The organism is Marivirga sericea (genome assembly GCF_900177665.1).
Classification (GTDB): domain Bacteria; phylum Bacteroidota; class Bacteroidia; order Cytophagales; family Cyclobacteriaceae; genus Marivirga; species Marivirga sericea.
Genome location: NZ_FXAW01000001.1, coordinates 783,737 through 802,957, shown reverse-complemented (window position 1 = coordinate 802,957; position 19,221 = coordinate 783,737). Strand labels below are relative to the sequence as shown.

16 protein-coding genes are annotated in these 19,221 nt (G+C 39.9%); 2 read left to right on the top strand and 14 right to left on the bottom strand.

The genetic code is table 11. The annotated features are described in order from the left end of the window. Window positions 1–72: 72 nt before the first annotated feature. From B9Y84_RS03145 to B9Y84_RS03080, 14 genes are all read right to left on the bottom strand, one after another. Window positions 73–2,574 carry a heavy metal translocating P-type ATPase gene (locus B9Y84_RS03145; protein WP_085515634.1) on the bottom strand — a complete coding sequence of 834 codons (2,502 nt, stop codon included), beginning with the start codon at window positions 2,572–2,574 and terminating at the stop codon, window positions 73–75. Continuing rightward, window positions 2,571–2,999 carry an MgtC/SapB family protein gene (locus B9Y84_RS03140; protein ID WP_176223691.1) on the bottom strand — a complete coding sequence of 143 codons (429 nt, stop codon included), beginning with the start codon at window positions 2,997–2,999 and terminating at the stop codon, window positions 2,571–2,573. Before B9Y84_RS03140 ends, B9Y84_RS03145 begins: the two co-directional genes overlap by 4 nt. A 15-nt stretch (window positions 3,000–3,014) precedes the next feature. After that, window positions 3,015–3,905 (bottom strand): bestrophin family protein, encoded by an 891-nt coding sequence (locus B9Y84_RS03135; protein ID WP_085515632.1) that lies wholly within the window; start codon window positions 3,903–3,905, stop codon window positions 3,015–3,017. 11 nt (window positions 3,906–3,916) lie between these two features. Beyond that, window positions 3,917–4,336 (bottom strand): Fur family transcriptional regulator, encoded by a 420-nt coding sequence (locus B9Y84_RS03130; protein WP_085515631.1) that lies wholly within the window; start codon window positions 4,334–4,336, stop codon window positions 3,917–3,919. Next, window positions 4,333–4,881, bottom strand: coding sequence for a hypothetical protein (locus B9Y84_RS03125; RefSeq protein WP_085515630.1), 549 nt, complete (start codon window positions 4,879–4,881; stop codon window positions 4,333–4,335). The genes B9Y84_RS03130 and B9Y84_RS03125 overlap by 4 nt, the downstream gene beginning before the upstream one ends. 2 nt (window positions 4,882–4,883) lie before the next feature. After that, window positions 4,884–5,651, bottom strand: coding sequence for an AlbA family DNA-binding domain-containing protein (locus B9Y84_RS03120; protein WP_085515629.1), 768 nt, complete (start codon window positions 5,649–5,651; stop codon window positions 4,884–4,886). 64 nt (window positions 5,652–5,715) lie between these two features. Continuing rightward, window positions 5,716–5,934: an SHOCT domain-containing protein gene (locus tag B9Y84_RS03115; protein WP_014022494.1), complete on the bottom strand. Its 219-nt coding sequence runs from the start codon at window positions 5,932–5,934 to the stop codon at window positions 5,716–5,718. 29 nt (window positions 5,935–5,963) lie between these two features. Then, on the bottom strand, window positions 5,964–6,842 hold the full coding sequence (locus B9Y84_RS03110) for an SPFH domain-containing protein (RefSeq protein ID WP_085515628.1): 879 nt from the start codon (window positions 6,840–6,842) through the stop codon (window positions 5,964–5,966). Window positions 6,843–6,855: 13 nt separating this feature from the next. Next, the gene (locus B9Y84_RS21020) at window positions 6,856–7,209 is read right to left on the bottom strand and encodes a zinc-ribbon domain-containing protein (protein ID WP_394334684.1); all 354 of its coding nucleotides are present in this window, start codon (window positions 7,207–7,209) and stop codon (window positions 6,856–6,858) included. 27 nt (window positions 7,210–7,236) lie between these two features. Continuing rightward, window positions 7,237–7,578, bottom strand: a complete 342-nt coding sequence (locus B9Y84_RS03100) for a P-II family nitrogen regulator (protein WP_085515626.1) — start codon at window positions 7,576–7,578, stop codon at window positions 7,237–7,239. Window positions 7,579–7,588: 10 nt separating this feature from the next. Continuing rightward, the gene (locus B9Y84_RS03095; protein WP_176223690.1) at window positions 7,589–8,788 is read right to left on the bottom strand and encodes a M20/M25/M40 family metallo-hydrolase; all 1,200 of its coding nucleotides are present in this window, start codon (window positions 8,786–8,788) and stop codon (window positions 7,589–7,591) included. Between the two features lie 95 nt (window positions 8,789–8,883). After that, entirely contained in the window at window positions 8,884–10,185 is a 1,302-nt protein-coding gene (locus tag B9Y84_RS03090; RefSeq protein WP_245830811.1) for an efflux RND transporter periplasmic adaptor subunit, read from the bottom strand. Then, entirely contained in the window at window positions 10,185–14,597 is a 4,413-nt protein-coding gene (locus tag B9Y84_RS03085) for a CusA/CzcA family heavy metal efflux RND transporter (RefSeq protein WP_085515624.1), read from the bottom strand. Before B9Y84_RS03085 ends, B9Y84_RS03090 begins: the two co-directional genes overlap by 1 nt. Window positions 14,598–14,924: 327 nt before the next feature. Continuing rightward, window positions 14,925–15,323 carry a DUF6660 family protein gene (locus B9Y84_RS03080; RefSeq protein WP_245830810.1) on the bottom strand — a complete coding sequence of 133 codons (399 nt, stop codon included), beginning with the start codon at window positions 15,321–15,323 and terminating at the stop codon, window positions 14,925–14,927. Window positions 15,324–15,417: 94 nt separating this feature from the next. On the opposite strand from B9Y84_RS03080, the gene B9Y84_RS03075 reads away from it, so the two are divergent. After that, a complete protein-coding gene (locus B9Y84_RS03075; protein WP_085515623.1) occupies window positions 15,418–16,041 on the top strand; it encodes a recombinase family protein in 624 nt (207 codons plus the stop codon). A gap of 101 nt (window positions 16,042–16,142) precedes the next feature. Continuing rightward, on the top strand, window positions 16,143–19,220 hold the full coding sequence (locus B9Y84_RS03070; protein ID WP_085515622.1) for a Tn3 family transposase: 3,078 nt from the start codon (window positions 16,143–16,145) through the stop codon (window positions 19,218–19,220). The last annotated feature ends 1 nt before the right edge of the window (window position 19,221 follow it).

Below are 19,221 nucleotides of genomic sequence, written 5' to 3'. Positions count from 1 at the left end.
CAACGTGTTGCTTTCCCTATGACTTTTTGTAAACTTCTTTTAGCTTTTAACACTTTACATTATTCAAGTTTCTTACTTCTTATAAGCCAATAATCTCAAGGCATTAAACACCACTACCAGCGTAGAGCCTTCATGGATAAGCACAGCAATACCAATATTGGCCAGTCCGAAAATGGTTGAGGGGATCAATAAAGCAACTATCCCCAAACTCACCCAAAGGTTTTGTTTGATAATGCCTTTAGCCTTTCTACTTAAACCGATTGCAAAAGGCAAGGTCTCCAGCTTATCGGCCATCAGGGCTATATCGGCTGTTTCCAGGGCTACATCACTGCCAGCTGCTCCCATGGCAATACCTACAGTGCTATTGGCCATGGCCGGGGCATCATTCACCCCATCACCTACCATCGCTACTTTGGATTCTTTCTCCTTAAGTTCTTTAATGGCTTCAACCTTTTCTTCCGGCAATAGGCTGCCCCATGCATCCGTAAGGCCAATCTCTTTGGCCACTGCATCCGCTACTTTCTGATTATCACCCGTAAGCATAATCATACGCTTGATGCCGATTTCTTTCAGTCGTTTTAATGTGTTTTTGGCTTCTTCCCTCGGGGTATCCATCAGGGCAATAATGCCAATGTATTTGTCATTTTGACGGATCAACATGGTAGTATTACCATCTGACTCCAGCGACTTTACTTTTTCTTCTGTTTCCTTCTCCGGCTTATTACCATCCAGAGATTCAAACAGGTCCAGGTTGCCGATGTACACTTTATCATTACCCAGGGAGGCCTTAATCCCCTTGCCAAGTACCGCTTCCAGGTCTTTTGCTTCCGGAATATCAACCCCATCCAATCGCTCTTTCCCATCCCGCACTACAGCTTTGGCCAGAGGATGGTCACTGAGATTTTCTACGGCTACTGCTATTTTTAACAGTTCTTCCTCGTTTACATCACCTAAAGCAATTACTTCGGTGAGCTTGGGCTTACCTTCTGTTAGCGTTCCTGTTTTGTCAAAAGCCAGAGCGGTGAGTACACCCAGATCTTCCAGCGGACGGCCACCTTTGATCAGCACCCCGCCTTTGGCTGCCCGGGCTACCCCGCTCAGCACCGCACTGGGGGTGGCTATGGCCAAAGCGCAAGGGCTGGCTGCCACCAATACGGCCATTGCACGGTAGAAGCTTTCGCTAAAGGTTTCGTCCAGTACCAGAAAGGCGAAATTGAGTATGACCACCAAGACCAATACAGACGGCACAAAATACTTTTCAAATTTGTCGGTGAGCCGCTGTGTAGGTGATTTCTGGGTCTGTGCTTCATTCACCAACTTGACCAGTCGCGAAAGCGTAGAGTCTTTGGCTTCTTTGATCACTTTGATTTCAAGCGTATTGTTGCCATTAATGGTACCCGAAAAAGCACGGTTCTCGTCTTTGATGTCTTTTTCCTCCGACCAGTCTTTTTCGGGATTATCCACCGGTTCTTTGTCTACCGGCACACTTTCCCCGGTGATGGGGGCCTGATTCACACTACTTGTACCGCTGACAACCACCCCATCTGCTGAGATTTTACTATTGGGCTTCACCACAATGATGTCGCCTATGCTCAATTCCTCAATACCGACTTCTTCGGTCTTGCCATTTCTCTTAAGCAATGCTGTTTTAGGAGCGAGTTCTGCCAAAGCAGCAATGGATTTACGGGCTTTGTTCATGGCATAATGTTCCAGTGCATGCCCCATGCTGAACAGGAACAATAACAAAGCACCTTCTGCCCATTCTCCCAAAATAGCAGCTCCAATGGCTGCCACCAGCATGAGAAAGTCAATTTCAAAACCTCCTTTGGCCACTGTTTGAATGGCTTCCTTGGCCGTAAAATAGCCACCAAAGAAATATGCTCCGATGTATAATGCGAGGCTCACCCAGGAAGGCACAGCCTCTACATAAGACAATCCAAAGCCAATTCCGAGCAATGCTCCACAGATAATGGAAAAAATCAGCTCCGTATTTTTACCGAAAATGCCGCCATGCGAATGATCATGATCTTCATCTTCCTCATGGTCATGTTCCTTATTACCTTCCTTTTGATCTTCGCGTTTTTCATTTTCTTTTACTTGCTCAAGAAAACGTTCGGCACTCACCTGCGTATCGGGCATATCAAGCCCGTCCTTTCTTAGGGCTTTCAGGATTTCGGCCTCATCTGTTTTGGCGGTATCATACTCTACCCGTACCATACCGGATGCCGATACGGAGGCTTCTAGAATACCCGCTATATCCCTAATGTCACGCTCTATATGACGGGCATGGCGGGTATGGCGAATGCCTTCTACTTCTATGAGTTTGTGTCCAAATTTTTGCGTGATTTCCGCCCCTGCTTGCTCTGCCAGCGACTGGATACGGTCTATGGAGATCAACTCCGGGTCGTAGTGAAAGCATAGCTGAGGTACGCCATTATCTGTTTCATCTGCTACATGTACTTTCTCAAGGCCTTCTTTATTCTCAAGTTGTTGAATGAGTTTTTGTACACATTGATCTTTTTCATCCGGTACTTCGGGCAGGAGTAATGGTATTTTTATTTGTAGTTTTTTCATTTTCTGATATTTTTCTTTTTTAAAAAAGGGAAATGATGTGAAATCAATAATAGAATAAGCAAAGCGGATGTGACACTCCCGATAAGGTACATGCCATATCCAATAGCAATTCCTACAGCAGCAGTGGCCCAAATAGTAGCTGCGGTTGTCAAACCTGAAATAAAATTTTTGGATCCATCTCTGAAAATAATACCCGCCCCCAGGAAGCCAATGCCTGAAACAATATTGGCAACAATTCGGGTCTGATCTGCAACTTCAATGTGGGAGTTGATAATTGTGACTAAAGCCGCACCCAGGCAAACGGCAGCATACGTTCTGATTCCTGCGGCATGCCCGTCAATTTCCCTGTCGAGTCCTATCAAAACACCGAGTACAAGGGCGACAAGTAACCTTGGTATGAGCGTTATTTCAGTTTGAAAATCCATTGTTAATATTTTGTGTTATAAAACATAATAGTCTGTCGGTTTTTTCTTTTCAGGAACATCCGTTTCTCCAATCATTTGCCTGATGTTTATTTCTATCGTTTCCGCCAGGTCTGTCATGGGCGTGTCCAAAGGCTGGTTCTCAAAAGGATCCTGCATGAGAATGGAGGTTTTTTCGATGGCAATAAAAATGATCGGTATACCAATAGTCAGGCCTATTTCTACAATTAGGTATTCATCAGTTAAACCGAATGGCAGCATAGTAGCAAAGACATAAATAATGGTATGGATCAACAGGCTGTGTGCTTTGGGGAAAACCGTGTTTTTTATGCGTTCGCACTTGCCCATAGAATCACATAATCTGGCGATGGTGCTATCGATTTGCACCTGCTGAAAATCATTCACCATACCTTTTTCTTTTGCCTTTAGCAAAGTTTCAGAATGTTCTGACAATAAAGCATTTGGAATATTAAATGCTTCGGTCTTATTGGATTCTTTATATTTAATGACCCTGTGGGAAAAAGGTAGTTTTCTTAGTGATTCTCCGAGCGCATAGCACCAAATGATCTGACGATTGGCCATTTCATTGACCAAGGTATCGTACTGCCCGTTGCTCCTTTTGAAAAATGAAACACATTGTCTAACCAGTGTTCGGGAATCGTTAACAATAGCACCCCAAATAATACGGGCTTCCCACCACCGTTCATAGGCTTGATTGGTTCGAAAACCCAACAGCAAGGCTACCGCGGTACCAAAAACGGCAGTGACGCCAATAGGAACCGAAATTTTGTCAAGAAATCCGTATTGATCGAAAATGCCTACCACAACCGCATACGAGGAGATAAGTACTATATCAACCTTAATGGTTTTGATAAAGTCAAGTATGGATATTCTTTTATTTAAGAGCATATTCTTAATTATTACTTACAATCCGGACAGATACCTTTCACCACCAGATTTACTTCATTTTTGCTGAAACTCTCAGGCAATTCAAAATGTGGAATACTGAACTTTGGAAGACAATAGGTCTTTCCACATTTGTCACAATGAAAATGAATATGGGCATCATCATGCTTACCTACATCACAGGCATCTGAACAAAGTGCATATTTAGGCACTCCGGTACCATCATCAATACTGTGTACCAGTCCATTATCCTCAAACGCCTTTAGCGTTCTATAGATGGTAGTTCTGTCAGATTTCACAAAGTCCCTGTATAGATCAGTAAGACTTACTGCTATCTCGTGGTCCAACAAGTACTCTAGCACAAGCAGCCGCATGGCTGTAGGTTTTATTTTGTGTTGCAATAGGTTTTCTTCTAGTTCTTTTATAACGCTCATAACTCATTTTTTCTAAGTATCACCTGTGTAAACTGGATCTTTAGTATTTCGCTTATTTCCGGCAACATGGATTTCAGACCAACCTCAGTTGTAGAAACCTCTCCGGTAGCGCTTAGCATACAGGCTATGGCTTCACCTCCGTTAAAGTGTTTCAAGTTGCCAGAAAGAACAATCTGAAATGTACTTTCACCTGCCGTTACTTTTAAAGGCCAGTTAAACGAAATCGGAGCATGTGGCTTACTTATAAAATCCTCTACAGGGATAAAACCTGAAAAGGAGATTATAAGCTCTTCACCATCAGCATTGCTTATCTGCTCATTTAAATAACCAATACCGGTATCTATGGTTTTTAGTTCTAGCTTTCCTGAAATTTCTTTGGTATTATAATCCAAAAAAAGAAACAGCTTATGGCTTTCAGCAATTATCCGTTCATTATTTATTTCGGCCACCATCACGATATGCCCCTCGGTAGTCCGGTAAAGGGATTGCCCAACAGCCACCCATGTTTGCGCAAAAAATAGCAGTGTAATAAATATAATTTTCATGGTTAACGACTATTTAAGTTTTCTTCGATATAGTTGAGCGCTTCTGGTATATCAAGCTCTCGGGTGCCATTCCCTGTGCGAATGTAAAAATGAGACCGGTCATCTTTATGCATATATACTGGAGTACCTGCAACTTTAATTTCAAGATGACAAACATCAAGCCCTTCTATTTGGTAAAAAGACACACCTACCAGAGCGCAATAATTTGTCCCTAATTTGGTGGAGACCAGTTGCATTATATACTGCTCAAAACCATCTCTTCCCGGTTTTTTTAAACAACGGTAGTCCTCGATTAGACCCAGTGGTTCACCATCATCATCAATACCTATGAATAGGTGCCCACCTTGGGTATTCATAAATCCGGCAATGGTTTTTGCTACTACGTCTTCTAAAGCCTTATTTGGCTTAAACTGCCTCAAGTCCCACCTTAAGGTAGATTTGAATTCTACTTGCTGGTTTTCTCCTGCCGCAATCAACTCCTTGATCTCCTCTAGCTTATTCCTTTTCGTGGTAAGCTGAAATATTTTTTGCCTGACCATAAACATCAGTGCCAGGGCAATGCCCAGTAACCCGAATAGCAATTTGATGATGGCCTGATCTAAATCCCATGAACTAACTTCCTGCTGATATGAAGCAAGCAGGTATTTCCACCAGTTGCCATTATCTCCCTCCATGTCATACATGTGAAGTGAAATAGCCAGGGGCTGTATCACAAATAGTCCAAAGGCTAATCCAATAAGTATATAAGCAAGTACTTTCCGTTTTTTCATTTTATAATATCCTTTTATAAACCACAGGTGTCACCTCGCTTGGGATACACCTGTGGCTTTATAATTACTTCTTCTTATCCTGAAGGACTTTCCTCTTTTGTTCAAATTCCTCATCGGATATCTCGCCCCGGGCATATCGCTCTCTCAGGGCTTCCATGGCCTTATCCTTTCGTCTGTTTTGTCCGGGAGTAGGGTATGGAATTAAGAAAATCCAGAATAGAAGGATAAGCCACAAGATCCACCAGATCCAGTGCATTCCTCCGAAATACCAATCATACATCATAACTGTAGGTTTTAGGGTTAAACATTTATTTAATTGTCATTTACAATTACCGGTGATTTGCCATCGGTTACAATTACTTTGGTGTTCTTAGAGCCGACCAGATCCCTGGTGATTTCCAGGCTCTTATATTTGATGAGCCGGTCATTCAGAGTGGCGTTGATGATGGCCTGCTGCTTTTTTATTGCATCGGCCTCTATCAATAACCTTTCAGCCTCTTTCTTCTGCTTCTCAATGTTGAAATTGATTTGCATACGCTCTGTAATGATGGCCATCTCCTTTTCTTTCTTTTGTTTCTCCAGCTCAAAATCCAACTGATTCCTTTTTATTTCATTCTCGATTTTTGTCTTCTTGGCTGTCTCGTCTGCATTGAGCTGAGCTTCGATGGTTTCCACCACTGCCTGTGGCAAATCGACTTCTTTAAGCATTACGAGATCCATGGCAAAACCATATTCTCCGATTACCTTATTCATTTTTTCTTTAATGGTATTTTCAATCGTATTTCGTTCGGTAATCAACTGAGTGGCCTTATAATCAAGTCCCGTTTGCCGAAGGATGGTAATCAAATTATCCTCAATGACCGTTTCCTGATAACCGGCACCAAAATCCTGATAAATGCGAATGACCGAATCAGGAACGATATGGTATAATATGGTTATTTCAGAGCTTACCTCTATTCCTTCTTCTGTATGGAAATTGAGTTCCCGGGAGTAGTTGACAATCCGCGTATCAAAACGTTCTATTTTCCGCCCGATAAACCCCATAAAATGATGAGGGCCCGGTTTCATTACCGTTGGTTTCACCTTGCCAAAATGCACATCTACACCTACCTCTCCCGGTCGCACAATAGCACATCCCTGAAACAGCATAAATGCGGTGATCAAGGGAACTAAGACTTTTATAGCTTTCATAATAATATCAATTTTAATTTTTCAAATTATCCCTACATTTCGGACACCAACTCCCCTGAATCACACTATCAGCGGTAGCCTGGAAACGGTGACCGTTTTTACATCGCCACATGAGCGGTGTTTTGGAGTTTATGTACTCTTTAGAAAGACATATACCTCCTTTTGCATGAGCCATGGACTGCATTTTCTCAATCCCGTGGGGAACGTTGTTAGCACATACAGGACACCAGCTTTTTCGTATTTTCACACTAAAAGGGGTGGCCTGCCATTGATGACCTTTTGCACATTGCCACCACAATTTGGACTTGCTGTTGATATATAAATCTGATAAACAAAGTCCGCCACGTTCCCTGGCTAATTGCTGCATTTTTTCAATTGGTGACTCCATAATTTTTCACTTCATATCAAATCTTTTGATAGACTTTCCGGTCTTAATTCTATACGCATCGTCTATTTCAGATACATAAATAATCCCATCGCCAGGTTCTGGCGTTTTGGCTTTGGCGCATATTAATTGCACGGCTTTGTCCATTTCTTCATTTTGGCAGACCAGCTCCAGCTTAACTATCGGGCTATCGGTAAAATGAAAATCTAATGAAGGGGAAGCATCTTTTTGTCGGTGCGCCCCGGTTCCTTCACCTTTGGATAGCGTTACACTTTCAAAACCTGCATCACGCAGGGAGTCAACAACTATTTGTACTTTTTTCGGTTTTATAAATGCTTTTACTTCTTTCATAATTTTTTATTTATAATTTAATCCAAGTCTTAGTTTCTAATGGATGTCCTTTTATGGAACTGATACGCAAAATGTAAGTTCCTGTAGGATAACTAGAAACATTAATATTAATATTTTCATTGGACGAACTCATTTGAATGAATTGTCCCATTTCATTATATACCTTTACCTCATACTCATTTAAACCTTGAGTTACTTTCTTGATTGTTAAATAATGGCCAACCGGATTAGGATAGACTTTAAACATTTCTTTGGCAAAGGGTTGTTCTTTTGCACTTAATACTAGATTACGATCTAGTGCACACTCAGCCAAAGTAGCTATTGCTAGTTTAGTGCATTTTTCATAAAATTGAAGATTAAACTGCCCCAGCGAATCTGCGGGAGAGTGATAAAAAGGATTAAAGTCATTACTATACTCTTCATTTATACCAATAGCCGTAAATCCATTACTCCAAAAAGCCGCATGATCAGTTGCTCCTATTCCAGGATTTACAAAATTCAAGTTCAAGCCGACAGAATAGCGTGAATTTACTTCTGATGCTTTTTCAGCTAGTTGAATAGAACCTGCAATCGGTCTTGTATGGAGGTCGGCCACAAAATCCTCATTTCCATCCCACCCCAGCATATCTAAATTTATGTAGCCAATAATTGAATCACCATTAGCAGCAGCGAAAGATGTGTAAGCCTTACTACCGATTAAGCCCTGTTCTTCTTCATCCCAAAAAGCGAAGACGATAGTGAAGGGGAAATCGTATCTTGAAAATATTCTAGCCGCTTCTATTACAGCCGCAGCTCCACTTGCATTATCATCAGCGCCAGGTGCAATATTTATGGCGGGACGATTATCATAATGAGCACCAATTATTAGTTTTCTATCCGGAAAAACTGTTCCCGTTTTAATTCCAAATAAATTTTTACCATTTGTACTGAACTGCTGTGAGTCTATTTCATGACCATAAGAAAACAATTTTTGTTTGATAAATTGAAATGCTTTTTCATTGCCATCTTGATCGATATGTCGAGAATATATAGTGTCTGCCACGCCATTTATAAAAACTTTTTCCTCTCCTGACAACTGTTTAACGAAAAAAGTCAAAGAATCTAATTCGACCTTTTCCACTATACTTTGAACAGTGGAATTTTGTGTCCATCCAGTCAGTGCATTAAGATTTAACAAAGCTATAAGTAGAAATATAAATTTCAATTTCATATACATTTAAAATGGTTTAATAAGTCATGCTTTAAACATTATTAAAGCTCATGGCAGTGACAAATTAAGATGTCAACTGCCATGAACCTATTTACTTAATGACCATGAGAAGTCTGGCTTTTCTTCATTTCAGAAATCAGGTAATAGGCGTTGTTCCATGCGACTTGGGTGCCGTTAGGAAGGGGTTCTAATAATTTAATCTCTACCCATCCATCTTCTGTCATGCCTGTTCGCACTTCCACTGCTTTAAATGCCCATTCGGTCTTTCCATCTTCTTCATGCGCTTCTGCCATAAAAATATAAGGCTTGCCTTCTTCTTCTATAATGGCGCTTTCTGGTAAAGCTTTTACCGGATTATTTCCGGTACGTATTTTACCATTGATATACATCCCCGGGATCAGAAAATCTTCCTTTTGATCTATCTCTGCATGCACATGCACCGCTTTTGGATTTTGTTCAAATTGTTTTCCTACTGAATAAATTTTGGCAGTCAACGTATTTCCCGGAACAGATTCCACAGTAAAAGACAACTTTTGTCCTTTTTTCACTTTGTGAACATCCTTTTCAAACACCATCAGGTCGGCATGAATATGGTCGGTATTGACAATCATAAACATCTCGGTCTGAGGGTCTACATATTGACCAACCTGAACCTCTACTTTTTCAATGTATCCATCAATTGGACTAACCACCGGTACATACTGATAGATATCACCACTCTGTACTTTTTTCACATTCAGACTTAGCTGCTTCAATTGGGCTTCATAGCCTTTCACCTCTCCTTTCATGGCCTGGTAGTCCGCCTGTATTTGCTGATAAGTTTTTCCGGAACCTACCTCTGCTTCATAGAGCCTTTTTTGCCGTTGGTTTTCTTTTTCCAGAAACTGTAGTTGGCTATAAGCCCGTACATAGTCAGTCTGTAACCTGGTCAGGTTGGGGTGAGAGAGATAGGCCAATACCTGCCCTTTGCTCACCTGATCTCCTTCTATCACTTTGATGGAAGTAACATTGGCTCCCAGAATAGCCGTAACGGTCGCCTCATGCTGAGGAGGAACTTCTAACTGGCCGTTGGCCTCAACCACTCCGGAGAGCGCCCGGATGGGCAGTGTATCTACCTTAATCCCCAAACTTGCAAATTTCATGTCAGAAAGATGGAGCTCGGCCATCCCTTCTTCATTATGCTCGCCTTCTTCGTCTCCATGTCCTTCTTCACCTTCGTGCCCAGCCTCGCCCTCACTGTGTTCTTCGTGAGAAGCTTCACCTGAGTTATCAGCCGACTTGTTGCCGCAACCCGTAAATAATGATACCATCAGTACCAGTGCTACTATATATATAATTTGCTTTTTCATTTCTTCTATTATTTGTCTGACTTTATTATTGACTTTCAATTCCATCATTAGTTTGTTGTTTTTAAGTAGTACTCCAGTTGGTAGCGACTGTCCAGGTAACTGCCAAAGGCATTCCAGGAGTCTACCTCTATGCGAATGGCATCCCTGATGTTTTGCAGGAAGGTCACATAATCAATAGCTCCTTCCCGATAAGCCAAAATAGCTCCGTCCCTTTGCTCTTGGGCCAATGGTAGTGCTTCATCCCGGTAGTAGTTCCATGAGTTAAGCCACTTCAGGTATTGTTCTTTCATTCCCTGATAGGCCGCATTCAATTCCAACTGGTTTTGTCGAAGGTTTTGTCCGGCTATATCCCGCTGGATTTTGGCCGACTGTGTCCGCCCGAGTTCTGGCCCGAAAAACAGAGGAATCCTTATCCCTACCTGGTATTGATAAAAACCGGATTGTCCGGCTATCTGCTGCCGACCATACTGCCCTTGCAATTGAGGTAAAAACTGTGAACGCCTCTCTTTTATGGTGGCGTCCGCTACATCTACACGCTGTTTTGATATATTCAGCAACGGGTGGTTCATCAAAGAATCAGCCACATAATTTAGCGGTTCATCCAGTTGGGTAGCTGGAACATCCGGTACCGTAAAGAGGGTATCATTGGCAAACCACAAGTTGAGCCGCTGCAAGGCACTGAGGTAATCCCGATAAGCCTGCTCTTTTTGTATCTGTACCTGATTGGCCTGATTGGAGGTAGCCAGGTATTCCAGTTTAGAAGTAGCTTCAGTTTCCAAACGAATTCGTGCGGCTCTTTCAATATCGGTAAAAATCGAATCCAACTGCTCATACACCTGGTAGTTGTTTTTGGTGGCATACACCATCGCCCAAGCTTGGCTCACTTCCCTTTCCAGCTCTATCACGGAAAGGTCAAGGGCAGATTCGGCTAACGCCACCCGTTCTTTTTGCAATTTCAACCGGGGTGCTATTCCAAAAACATCAATATTTTGTTGTTGTATGCCTATCTGGGTGTAAACTCCATCCGAGCCGTTACCCACTTCCTCTTTTCCGGTAAATACCTGGGTATTACCAAAGTCCCATGCTGTTTTCTTTAAGGCCTGTTGGCTTTCAATTTCCAAACGTGCCGATTGAATTTTAGGATAATTTTCTACTGCGCGCTTTCTTGCTTGTTCTAATGTAATCGTTGAAAGGCTGTCTTTCTCTTGTTCTTGCTGTTGTGCATTTGCCACAGCCGGTAAACCAAACAATCCACCACAAATAATCAATATGATGATCACATTGGCATTCGGTGCTTTCAGGCTTTTTCTTCTATCATTTCTTCCTTCTACAAGAGTGTATAGCACTGGGAGAACGACCAACGTCAGCAAAGTCGCTGTAAGCATTCCGCCAATCACCACGGTGGCCAATGGTCGCTGCACTTCTGCTCCAGCGGAAGCTGAAAATGCCATGGGTAAGAACCCAAATATATCTGTTGTGGCTGTCAGCATAATGGGCCTGATTCGTTCTTTAGTTCCTGTTAGAATTCTTTCGCGAATGCTGGTTACGCCTTCTTCTTTCAATGAATTAAAGCGATTGATCAAGACCAGCCCGTTCAATACAGCCACCCCGAAAAGCACAATAAAGCCCACACCAGCTGATATGCTAAAGGGCATGTCTCGCATCCAAAGCGCAATTACGCCCCCAATAGCTGCCAGGGGAATCGCCATATAGATCATAATAGACTGAGAGAATGACTGCAGGGCAAAATAAAGCAACACAAAAATCAGAAAGAGGGCTATTGGCACTACGATCATTAATCGTCCCTTCGCCCTTTGCAGGTTTTCAAATTCACCACCATAAGTAATGTAGTAGCCCGGTGGTAAATCCAATTCCGCATCCAGTTTTTCCTGTATATCCGTTACAACAGACTCTACATCACGACCTCTGGTATTAACACCCACGTAGGTCCTGCGGAAAGTATTGTCGCGGGAAATCTGCATCGGTCCCGGCACATAGTTGATATCCGCTACTTCTTTAATAGGTACTTGTGTGCCATCGGGCAAGTCAATGTACAAGGTACGCAAGTCGTCAATACTTCTGCGATGTTTTTCATCAAAGCGAATGACCATATCAAATCGCTTTTCTCCTTCAAAAATCACCCCGGCTACTCCACCGGCAAAAGCTGCACTCACATATTCGTTCAGCTTTTGAATGTCCAATCCATATTGAGCAATCTTTTTGCGGTTATAACGAACGGTCATTTGCGGCAAGCCGGAAGTACGCTCAGGGTTTACATCACCTACTCCAGAGATAGTTTGAATAATTTCAGCCATTTCCTCCGCTTTTTGAGAAAGCACATCCAAATCTTCACCATAGAGTTTGACGGCCACATCTTCTCTTACCCCAGTCAAAAGCTCATTGAACCGTAGCTCGACCGGCTGGCTGAATACCAGATTTACACCAGTAAGTTCCCGTTCAAGCAATGTTTTGATTTCAGCTATCAGCTCTTCTTTAGTCTCTACGGAAGTCCATTTATCCATATCCTTTTCCAGAATGATGAACATATCGGCAATGTCCATGGGCATAGGGTCGGTAGGAATATCGGCCACGCCTATTCTCGCTACAGCAGTTTTAATTTCTGGAAAATTGTCCAGCAGGAGGGTTTCAATTTTGGTAGAAACATCAATGGCTTCACTCAATCCGCTTCCCGGCCGAATCAATGCCTGCATAGCTAAATCCCCTTCATCCAACTGCGGGACAAATTCTCCTCCCATACGTGAAAAAATGAACCCTGACAGCCCGAGTAATACAATAGCCACAATGATTACAAGGGTCTTGAACTTTAAGGCACCTTTTAGCAATGGCACATAAGCCCATTGAATGCCATCTATAATTTTATCACTTACCTTTTCCAGCCAGCGTTCAAACTTCCCAAACCAGTTTTTCTTGTTTTGGATAGGTTTCATGAATAATGCCGACATCATCGGAACATAAGTCAGACATAAGAAAATGGCACCAATCATGGCAAATCCAAATGTGTAGGCCATGGGCTGGAACATTTTACCTTCAACCCCAGTAAGAAATAAAATAGGTGCAAATACAATAAGAATTATAATCTGTCCAAAAAATGCAGAGCCCATCATAGTACTGCCGGCATCATAAGCCACCTCATCCATCACACCTTGGTTAAACTTAATTTTCCCTGATCGGATCCGTTTCTGTATTTCATAGACCGTACCCTCAATGATGATCACCGCACCATCTATAATAATTCCAAAGTCTATAGCACCAAGGCTCATCAGGTTGGCCCATACATTGAATTGCTTCATGAGTATGAAGGCAAATAATAGGGAAAGTGGAATAGTGGTAGCAGTAATAATACCCCCACGAACACTTCCCAACAATATTACCAGGGCGAATATCACAATGAGGGCCCCTTCCAAAAGATTTGTTTTTACGGTACTGGTAGTTCTTTCAATCAGGGAACTACGATCAAGAAATGGTTTTATTTCCAAGCCTTCCGGTAAAGACTTCTGCACTTTTTTCATGCGCTCCTGCACATTCTGGATCACAGAATTAGGGTTTGATCCTTTGAGCATCAGCACCATACCACCAACAGCTTCCTGCCCATCCTGGGTGAATGCTCCATAACGAACCTGACTTCCGAAATGTACTTTCTCTGCTACATCACCAATGGTGACAGGAATGTTGTTTTCATTCCGTACTACTATTTCCCGGATGTCGTCAAGCGAACGCACAAGACCTTCTCCACGGATGAAATTGGCCATGTTGTTCTTCTCTATATAAGCACCTCCTGTATTTACATTATTGCGCTGAAGGGCCTCAAAGACCTCAGAGATGGATACATTCAGTGCGTTAAGTTTTTCAGGATTGATAGCGATCTCATATTGCTTTATTTTACCCCCGAAGGCATTGACATCTACCACGCCATCCACCAAAGTCATCTGACGTTTTACAATCCAATCCTGAATTGTACGTAGTTCTGTGGGAGTATAAACAGTATCATATCCTGGCTTGGGCTTGATGGTATATTGGTAAATTTCTCCTAGTCCAGTGGTTATAGGCCCCATAGACGGACTACCAAATTTCTCGGGGATTTTATCCCTGACCTCATTAAGCTTTTCCTGTACCAATTGCCGGGGTTTGTATATCCCCATTTCGTCTTCAAATACGATGGTAACTACAGATAACCCAAAACGGGATACGGAACGAATTTCTGTAACGCCCGGCAGATTCCCCATGGCTAATTCCACCGGGTAGGTGACGAACTGTTCTATATCTTCTGTGGCAAGGTTTTGAGACACAGTCATTACCTGTACCTGGTTATTTGTTATATCAGGTACTGAACCCAGATTGATTGTGGACATGGAGTAGATCCCCACCCCTATGAGCGCCAGCGTGAGCAAGCCCACGATGAATTTATTCCTTATTGAAAAAGAAATGATTTTATTGATCATATTGCATGTATTATTTTGCGTGTACTGAGAAGAAGTGATGGAAACGTGCCACAATCCCTATTAGAAGAATCAGGCACATTAGCACAATAAAAAACCACTTTAGAATCTTTTTAGTAGTGATTTTCTTTCTTCTCTTTTTCCTTTTTTTCGTTTTGTTTTTATTCAGTTTTTTCAAGCTTTACAAATAGAATTGAACATGAATAAAGGGATGCCTTTGAAAAAAGGCACGTAAGAGATATTTAGCAATTTATCAGTATGATTAAAGACCTTAAATCTTAATAAGAGACTTTATCGGTCAGACATACTGATCCTGCTAAACCCGGAAAATCAAGACATTGGAGGCTTGAGAAAACCAGAGATTTCAATGCTGCTGAAATCCTGAATATAAGCAGTATGAACCGCAGGTAGTTTCAACAGGTGCGTAAAATCAATCCCTGCTGCTGATAAAAAATGTACGTGGCAACAATGGCATACGCAGAGCGGGGAACAACCGTCCCAACCCCGATTGGAGTCATGGTCATGATTATTATCAGCAGTATTAACTACCGAGATGTTTTCTGAAGTATCCCGCTGCGGTACAGTATCCGCACAGGCTACCCCTGTCAAGGCCATGAAGTAAAAGCTCAATATGTAGCATGTAATTTTCACTTCTGCAAATATACGAATTAATTCAATGCAAGGGTATTGCAAAAGTAAAGTCTGAAAATTTGTAGAGATTGTTATCATTTAAACATTGTTACCAAATATGATAGTATCTTTTGCCACCCTTGAATATTTCATTAATAATAGTTATTATTTTAGCTAATGCTTAAATTGTAACATGAAGTCAATAATTTACACTAGGGTTTCGACTAAAGACCAATCCACAGCCCGGCAGCTCAATGATATGAAAGAGGTTGAAAGGTTTGAAGTGGTGAAAGTTTTCTCAGAAAAAATTTCAGGCTTTTCTGTACCCATAGAAAAGCGACCAGGCTTACAAAAGTCACTAAAATACATATTCGATAACAATGTAAAGTGTGTTATGGTATCAGAAGTTTCCAGACTTGGTAGAAACACACACGAAGTTCTTAATTTGATAGAGCATTTAAAAACTACTGGAGTAGCATTATATATTCATAATATTGGAACAACCATTAATACTGACAATGAAATGGGTGAGGTCTTTACAAGATTGATAGTTACGATTATGGCTGACTTGGCAAGGCTTGAAAGTGAACAAATGAGTTACAGAATCAAATCAGGGATTAGGTCCAGGAAAGCCAAAGGTTTTACTACTGGAAGAAAGATAGGTTCAAAAGAAACACACGAAAACTTTCTAGCTAAACATGAAGACATAATTAAATACCTCAAGAAAGGCTATTCATCGAGGGAGATTCAAAAATTATGTAGGTGTTCTCCAAATACAATTTCGAAAGTAAAAATTCTAATAATAGATAACTCATAATTATTGATTCCTTAACTATTAGAATTCAAATCAGATCTATATCATAAATCTTTTGTACATTCCAACTAGATAACAATTCAAACGGGTAACTCTAATCTACCATGCCTAGAATAAAATTATTAAAAGATACCGAAATTAAAGCTTTTGATTCACCTGCACAATTCACTGACGATGAGCGTAAAGAATTTTTCAACTTTGATAATCTAGATCAGGATGATGATATGTTTCGCAAGCCTATTACCAAGGTTGGATACGTATTGCAAAGGGGATATTTCCTTGCTCACCATAAATTTTTCCCTATTAATAAATTTGTTGATCAGGATATTAAATTTGTGGTCAATCTTGTAATTAAGAATGATTCAATTAGAAATCTAAAAAATTATAAAGAAGCGACATATAGGTTACATCAAAAAAGCATTCTTGAGCAGTATGGTTATCAATCCTTTAAGAAATTTAGATCGTTTTTTGTAGATGAAGCTTATGAGCTAGTTAAAACTTCGCTTAGGCCTAGAGAAATATTCCATACCCTTATAACAGTACTAAATGATAAGAAAATAGAAATACCTACTTATTATGTCTTCGCTGAAACATTAACTAATTCACTAAATTCTTTTGAACAAGATTTATCAACAAAAGTAGAAAATCAATTAACCATAGTACAAAAGAATATTCTTGATCAGTTAATCTCGATGCCGGCTAGTGATAATGAAGTATCGGCTCAAAACCCCTATCTAATAACTGAACTAAAAAAACCAAAACAGGCTACAACGCCCAGAAAAATTAGAGAAAGTTTAAATCAATTCGAAATTATTCGCGATTTGCATAACGAGTTTTCATTAATATTGGATTCGACCATAATTTCCAATGAGCTACTTAATTATTATGCGGTTTGGATAATAAAAGCAGAACATATTCAATTTGATAGTATAAGAGATCTTTCTAAAAAGCATCTCTATTTAATAGCTTTTATCGTTTATCAATACCGTATTAGGCAAGATCTGTTCATAGACACTTTTTTACAAGCCACAAAACGTTTTTTGAATGAGACTCAAAAGCTTGTAGCAGCAGATTTTATTAATAAGATACCCGCAAAGCAAGAACAAGTCAAACAAATCAAGGATATAGTTAGCTCGTCAAAAAAACAGCTTGAACAAGTAAAGGAAATAATCTTCGCTCACAACTATCCGGATAGGCAAAAGATAATACTTATTACAGATTTGTTATCAATGAGCAAAGAAAATTTTCATGAAGTGCTTTTAGAAAAGCTTAAAGTTCTTGAGAATTCTAGAACTGCTCATATGAAGGATCAGATGTATTTTAGTCAGCTATCAAAAGGGTTTAGAAAAATTAATAATAGAGTCTCTGGTATACTATTAGTAATTGAATTTAATCCGCAAACCTCAGACGTTAATATCATTGAGGCTATACAATATTATCAAGGTCGTAAGGGAAAAATAACTCAAAAGTCTCCAATAAAATTCATTAAAAAAAATGAAATTAAGTGGATATGGGCAGAAGACGGTAGTTTCGATTCACAAGTTTATAAAGCGCTACTTTTTAGGGAAATTGCTGAACACCTAAAAGCTGGTACATTAAATTTAAAGTTTTCTGATAAATATAAATCATTAGATGAATATTTAATTTCTTCTGATCGGTGGGAAAGAGAAAGGGATCATTTGCTAGAAAGGGCAAACTTAAATTCCATGTCTGATTTTGACAAATTTATACCTAAACTTAAAGAGCAATTACATCAACAATTTGAAGAAACAAATTTAAATTTAGAGCATAATGAGCATGTGAAATTCTCTAGAGATGGACGGCCGAGGGTTACTACTCCTAGACTTGAGGAAATTCAATCTGACAAGATTATCGATATTTTGGGTAAGGAAGATTTCTTGCCACTTATAACAGTACTCTCTGATATAGACGATTTATCTGATTTTATTTCGTGTTTTCATCACTATAGCCGCAAGGGTGCAAAAAAACCACCATCTAATGAATTGTTTCTAGCTGCTATAATTGCTATTGGTTGCAATATTGGTGTTAGGAAAATGGGAAAAATATCAAAGGGGATTGGACCTGACAAGTTAGAATATGCTGTTAGATGGTACCTTAGCAAACAAAATATTGAAGAGTCCAATCGAAGGATAATAACTCTAACAAATCAATTATCACTTCCAAAAATATTCATTAAGGACAAAAACAAATTACATACATCCAGTGATGGTCAAAAATTCAATGTAGCAGTACCTTCTTTACATGCTACTTATTCTTTCAAATATTTTGGAACGGGTAAAGGAGTTTCTGCATATAGCTTTATAGATGAACAGAGTAGGTTATTTTATGATACAGTTATCAGTGCATCTGAAAGGGAGGCAGCTTATGTTATAGATGGACTAATGCATAATGAGGAAATTGAAAGTAAGATTCATTCAACCGATACCCATGGCTATAGTGAGATTGTATTTGGTGTTGCAAATGCTTTAGGAATCTTTTTTGCCCCAAGGATTAAGAATTATAAAGATCAATTACTGTATACATTTAAGGACAAAAGAAGAAAATATTATGAGGTAAAAGACTTCAAAATTCTTCCATCTAAAAGTATGCACATTGATGAGTTTCTATTGAATGAACAATGGGATAATGTGTTAAGATTAATTTGCTCCATAAAACTTAGTGAAACCACAGCTTCCAAATTATTCAGAAGGTTAAGTTCATACTCAAAACAACACCCACTTTATAAAGCCCTAAAAGAGTTCGGTAGAATATACAAAACTATATTTATATTACGATATCTTAATGAAACTCCATTAAGGCAAGGGATAGAAAAGCAACTTAATAGAGTAGAACAATCACATCAATTTGCACGCGCCATTTTCTTTGGAAATAACCAAGAATTCAGAGTAGATACTAAAGAAGAGCAAGAAATTGCAGTTAGTTGTAGGCACCTTATACAAAATGCTATTGTTCTTTGGAATTATCTAAATATATCAGATCAATTGACAAAAATTACTGATAATAAAGAGCGTGAATCCATATTAAATATTGTTGAGAAGAGTTCTATTATGACTTGGCAGCATATTAATATGCATGGGGAATATGATTTTGAAAAAATGAATAACAACAAATCTACTTTTAATCTTGAAGAAATTTTAAACATGGATTTGGTAAGTGTCTAAT

Excerpts from the sequence above, each read along its gene's own strand:
- B9Y84_RS03145 (WP_085515634.1), bottom strand. The coding sequence starts at position 2,574 with ATGAAAAAACTACAAATAAAAATACCATTACTCCTGCCCGAAGTACCG.
- B9Y84_RS03140 (WP_176223691.1), bottom strand. The coding sequence starts at position 2,999 with ATGGATTTTCAAACTGAAATAACGCTCATACCAAGGTTACTTGTCGCC.
- B9Y84_RS03135 (WP_085515632.1), bottom strand. The coding sequence starts at position 3,905 with ATGCTCTTAAATAAAAGAATATCCATACTTGACTTTATCAAAACCATT.
- B9Y84_RS03130 (WP_085515631.1), bottom strand. The coding sequence starts at position 4,336 with ATGAGCGTTATAAAAGAACTAGAAGAAAACCTATTGCAACACAAAATA.
- B9Y84_RS03125 (WP_085515630.1), bottom strand. The coding sequence starts at position 4,881 with ATGAAAATTATATTTATTACACTGCTATTTTTTGCGCAAACATGGGTG.
- B9Y84_RS03120 (WP_085515629.1), bottom strand. The coding sequence starts at position 5,651 with ATGAAAAAACGGAAAGTACTTGCTTATATACTTATTGGATTAGCCTTT.
- B9Y84_RS03115 (WP_014022494.1), bottom strand. The coding sequence starts at position 5,934 with ATGATGTATGATTGGTATTTCGGAGGAATGCACTGGATCTGGTGGATC.
- B9Y84_RS03110 (WP_085515628.1), bottom strand. The coding sequence starts at position 6,842 with ATGAAAGCTATAAAAGTCTTAGTTCCCTTGATCACCGCATTTATGCTG.
- B9Y84_RS21020 (WP_394334684.1), bottom strand. The coding sequence starts at position 7,209 with ATGCAGCAATTAGCCAGGGAACGTGGCGGACTTTGTTTATCAGATTTA.
- B9Y84_RS03100 (WP_085515626.1), bottom strand. The coding sequence starts at position 7,578 with ATGAAAGAAGTAAAAGCATTTATAAAACCGAAAAAAGTACAAATAGTT.
- B9Y84_RS03095 (WP_176223690.1), bottom strand. The coding sequence starts at position 8,788 with ATGAAATTGAAATTTATATTTCTACTTATAGCTTTGTTAAATCTTAAT.
- B9Y84_RS03090 (WP_245830811.1), bottom strand. The coding sequence starts at position 10,185 with ATGATGGAATTGAAAGTCAATAATAAAGTCAGACAAATAATAGAAGAA.
- B9Y84_RS03085 (WP_085515624.1), bottom strand. The coding sequence starts at position 14,597 with ATGATCAATAAAATCATTTCTTTTTCAATAAGGAATAAATTCATCGTG.
- B9Y84_RS03080 (WP_245830810.1), bottom strand. The coding sequence starts at position 15,323 with ATGATAACAATCTCTACAAATTTTCAGACTTTACTTTTGCAATACCCT.
- B9Y84_RS03075 (WP_085515623.1), top strand. The coding sequence starts at position 15,418 with ATGAAGTCAATAATTTACACTAGGGTTTCGACTAAAGACCAATCCACA.
- B9Y84_RS03070 (WP_085515622.1), top strand. The coding sequence starts at position 16,143 with ATGCCTAGAATAAAATTATTAAAAGATACCGAAATTAAAGCTTTTGAT.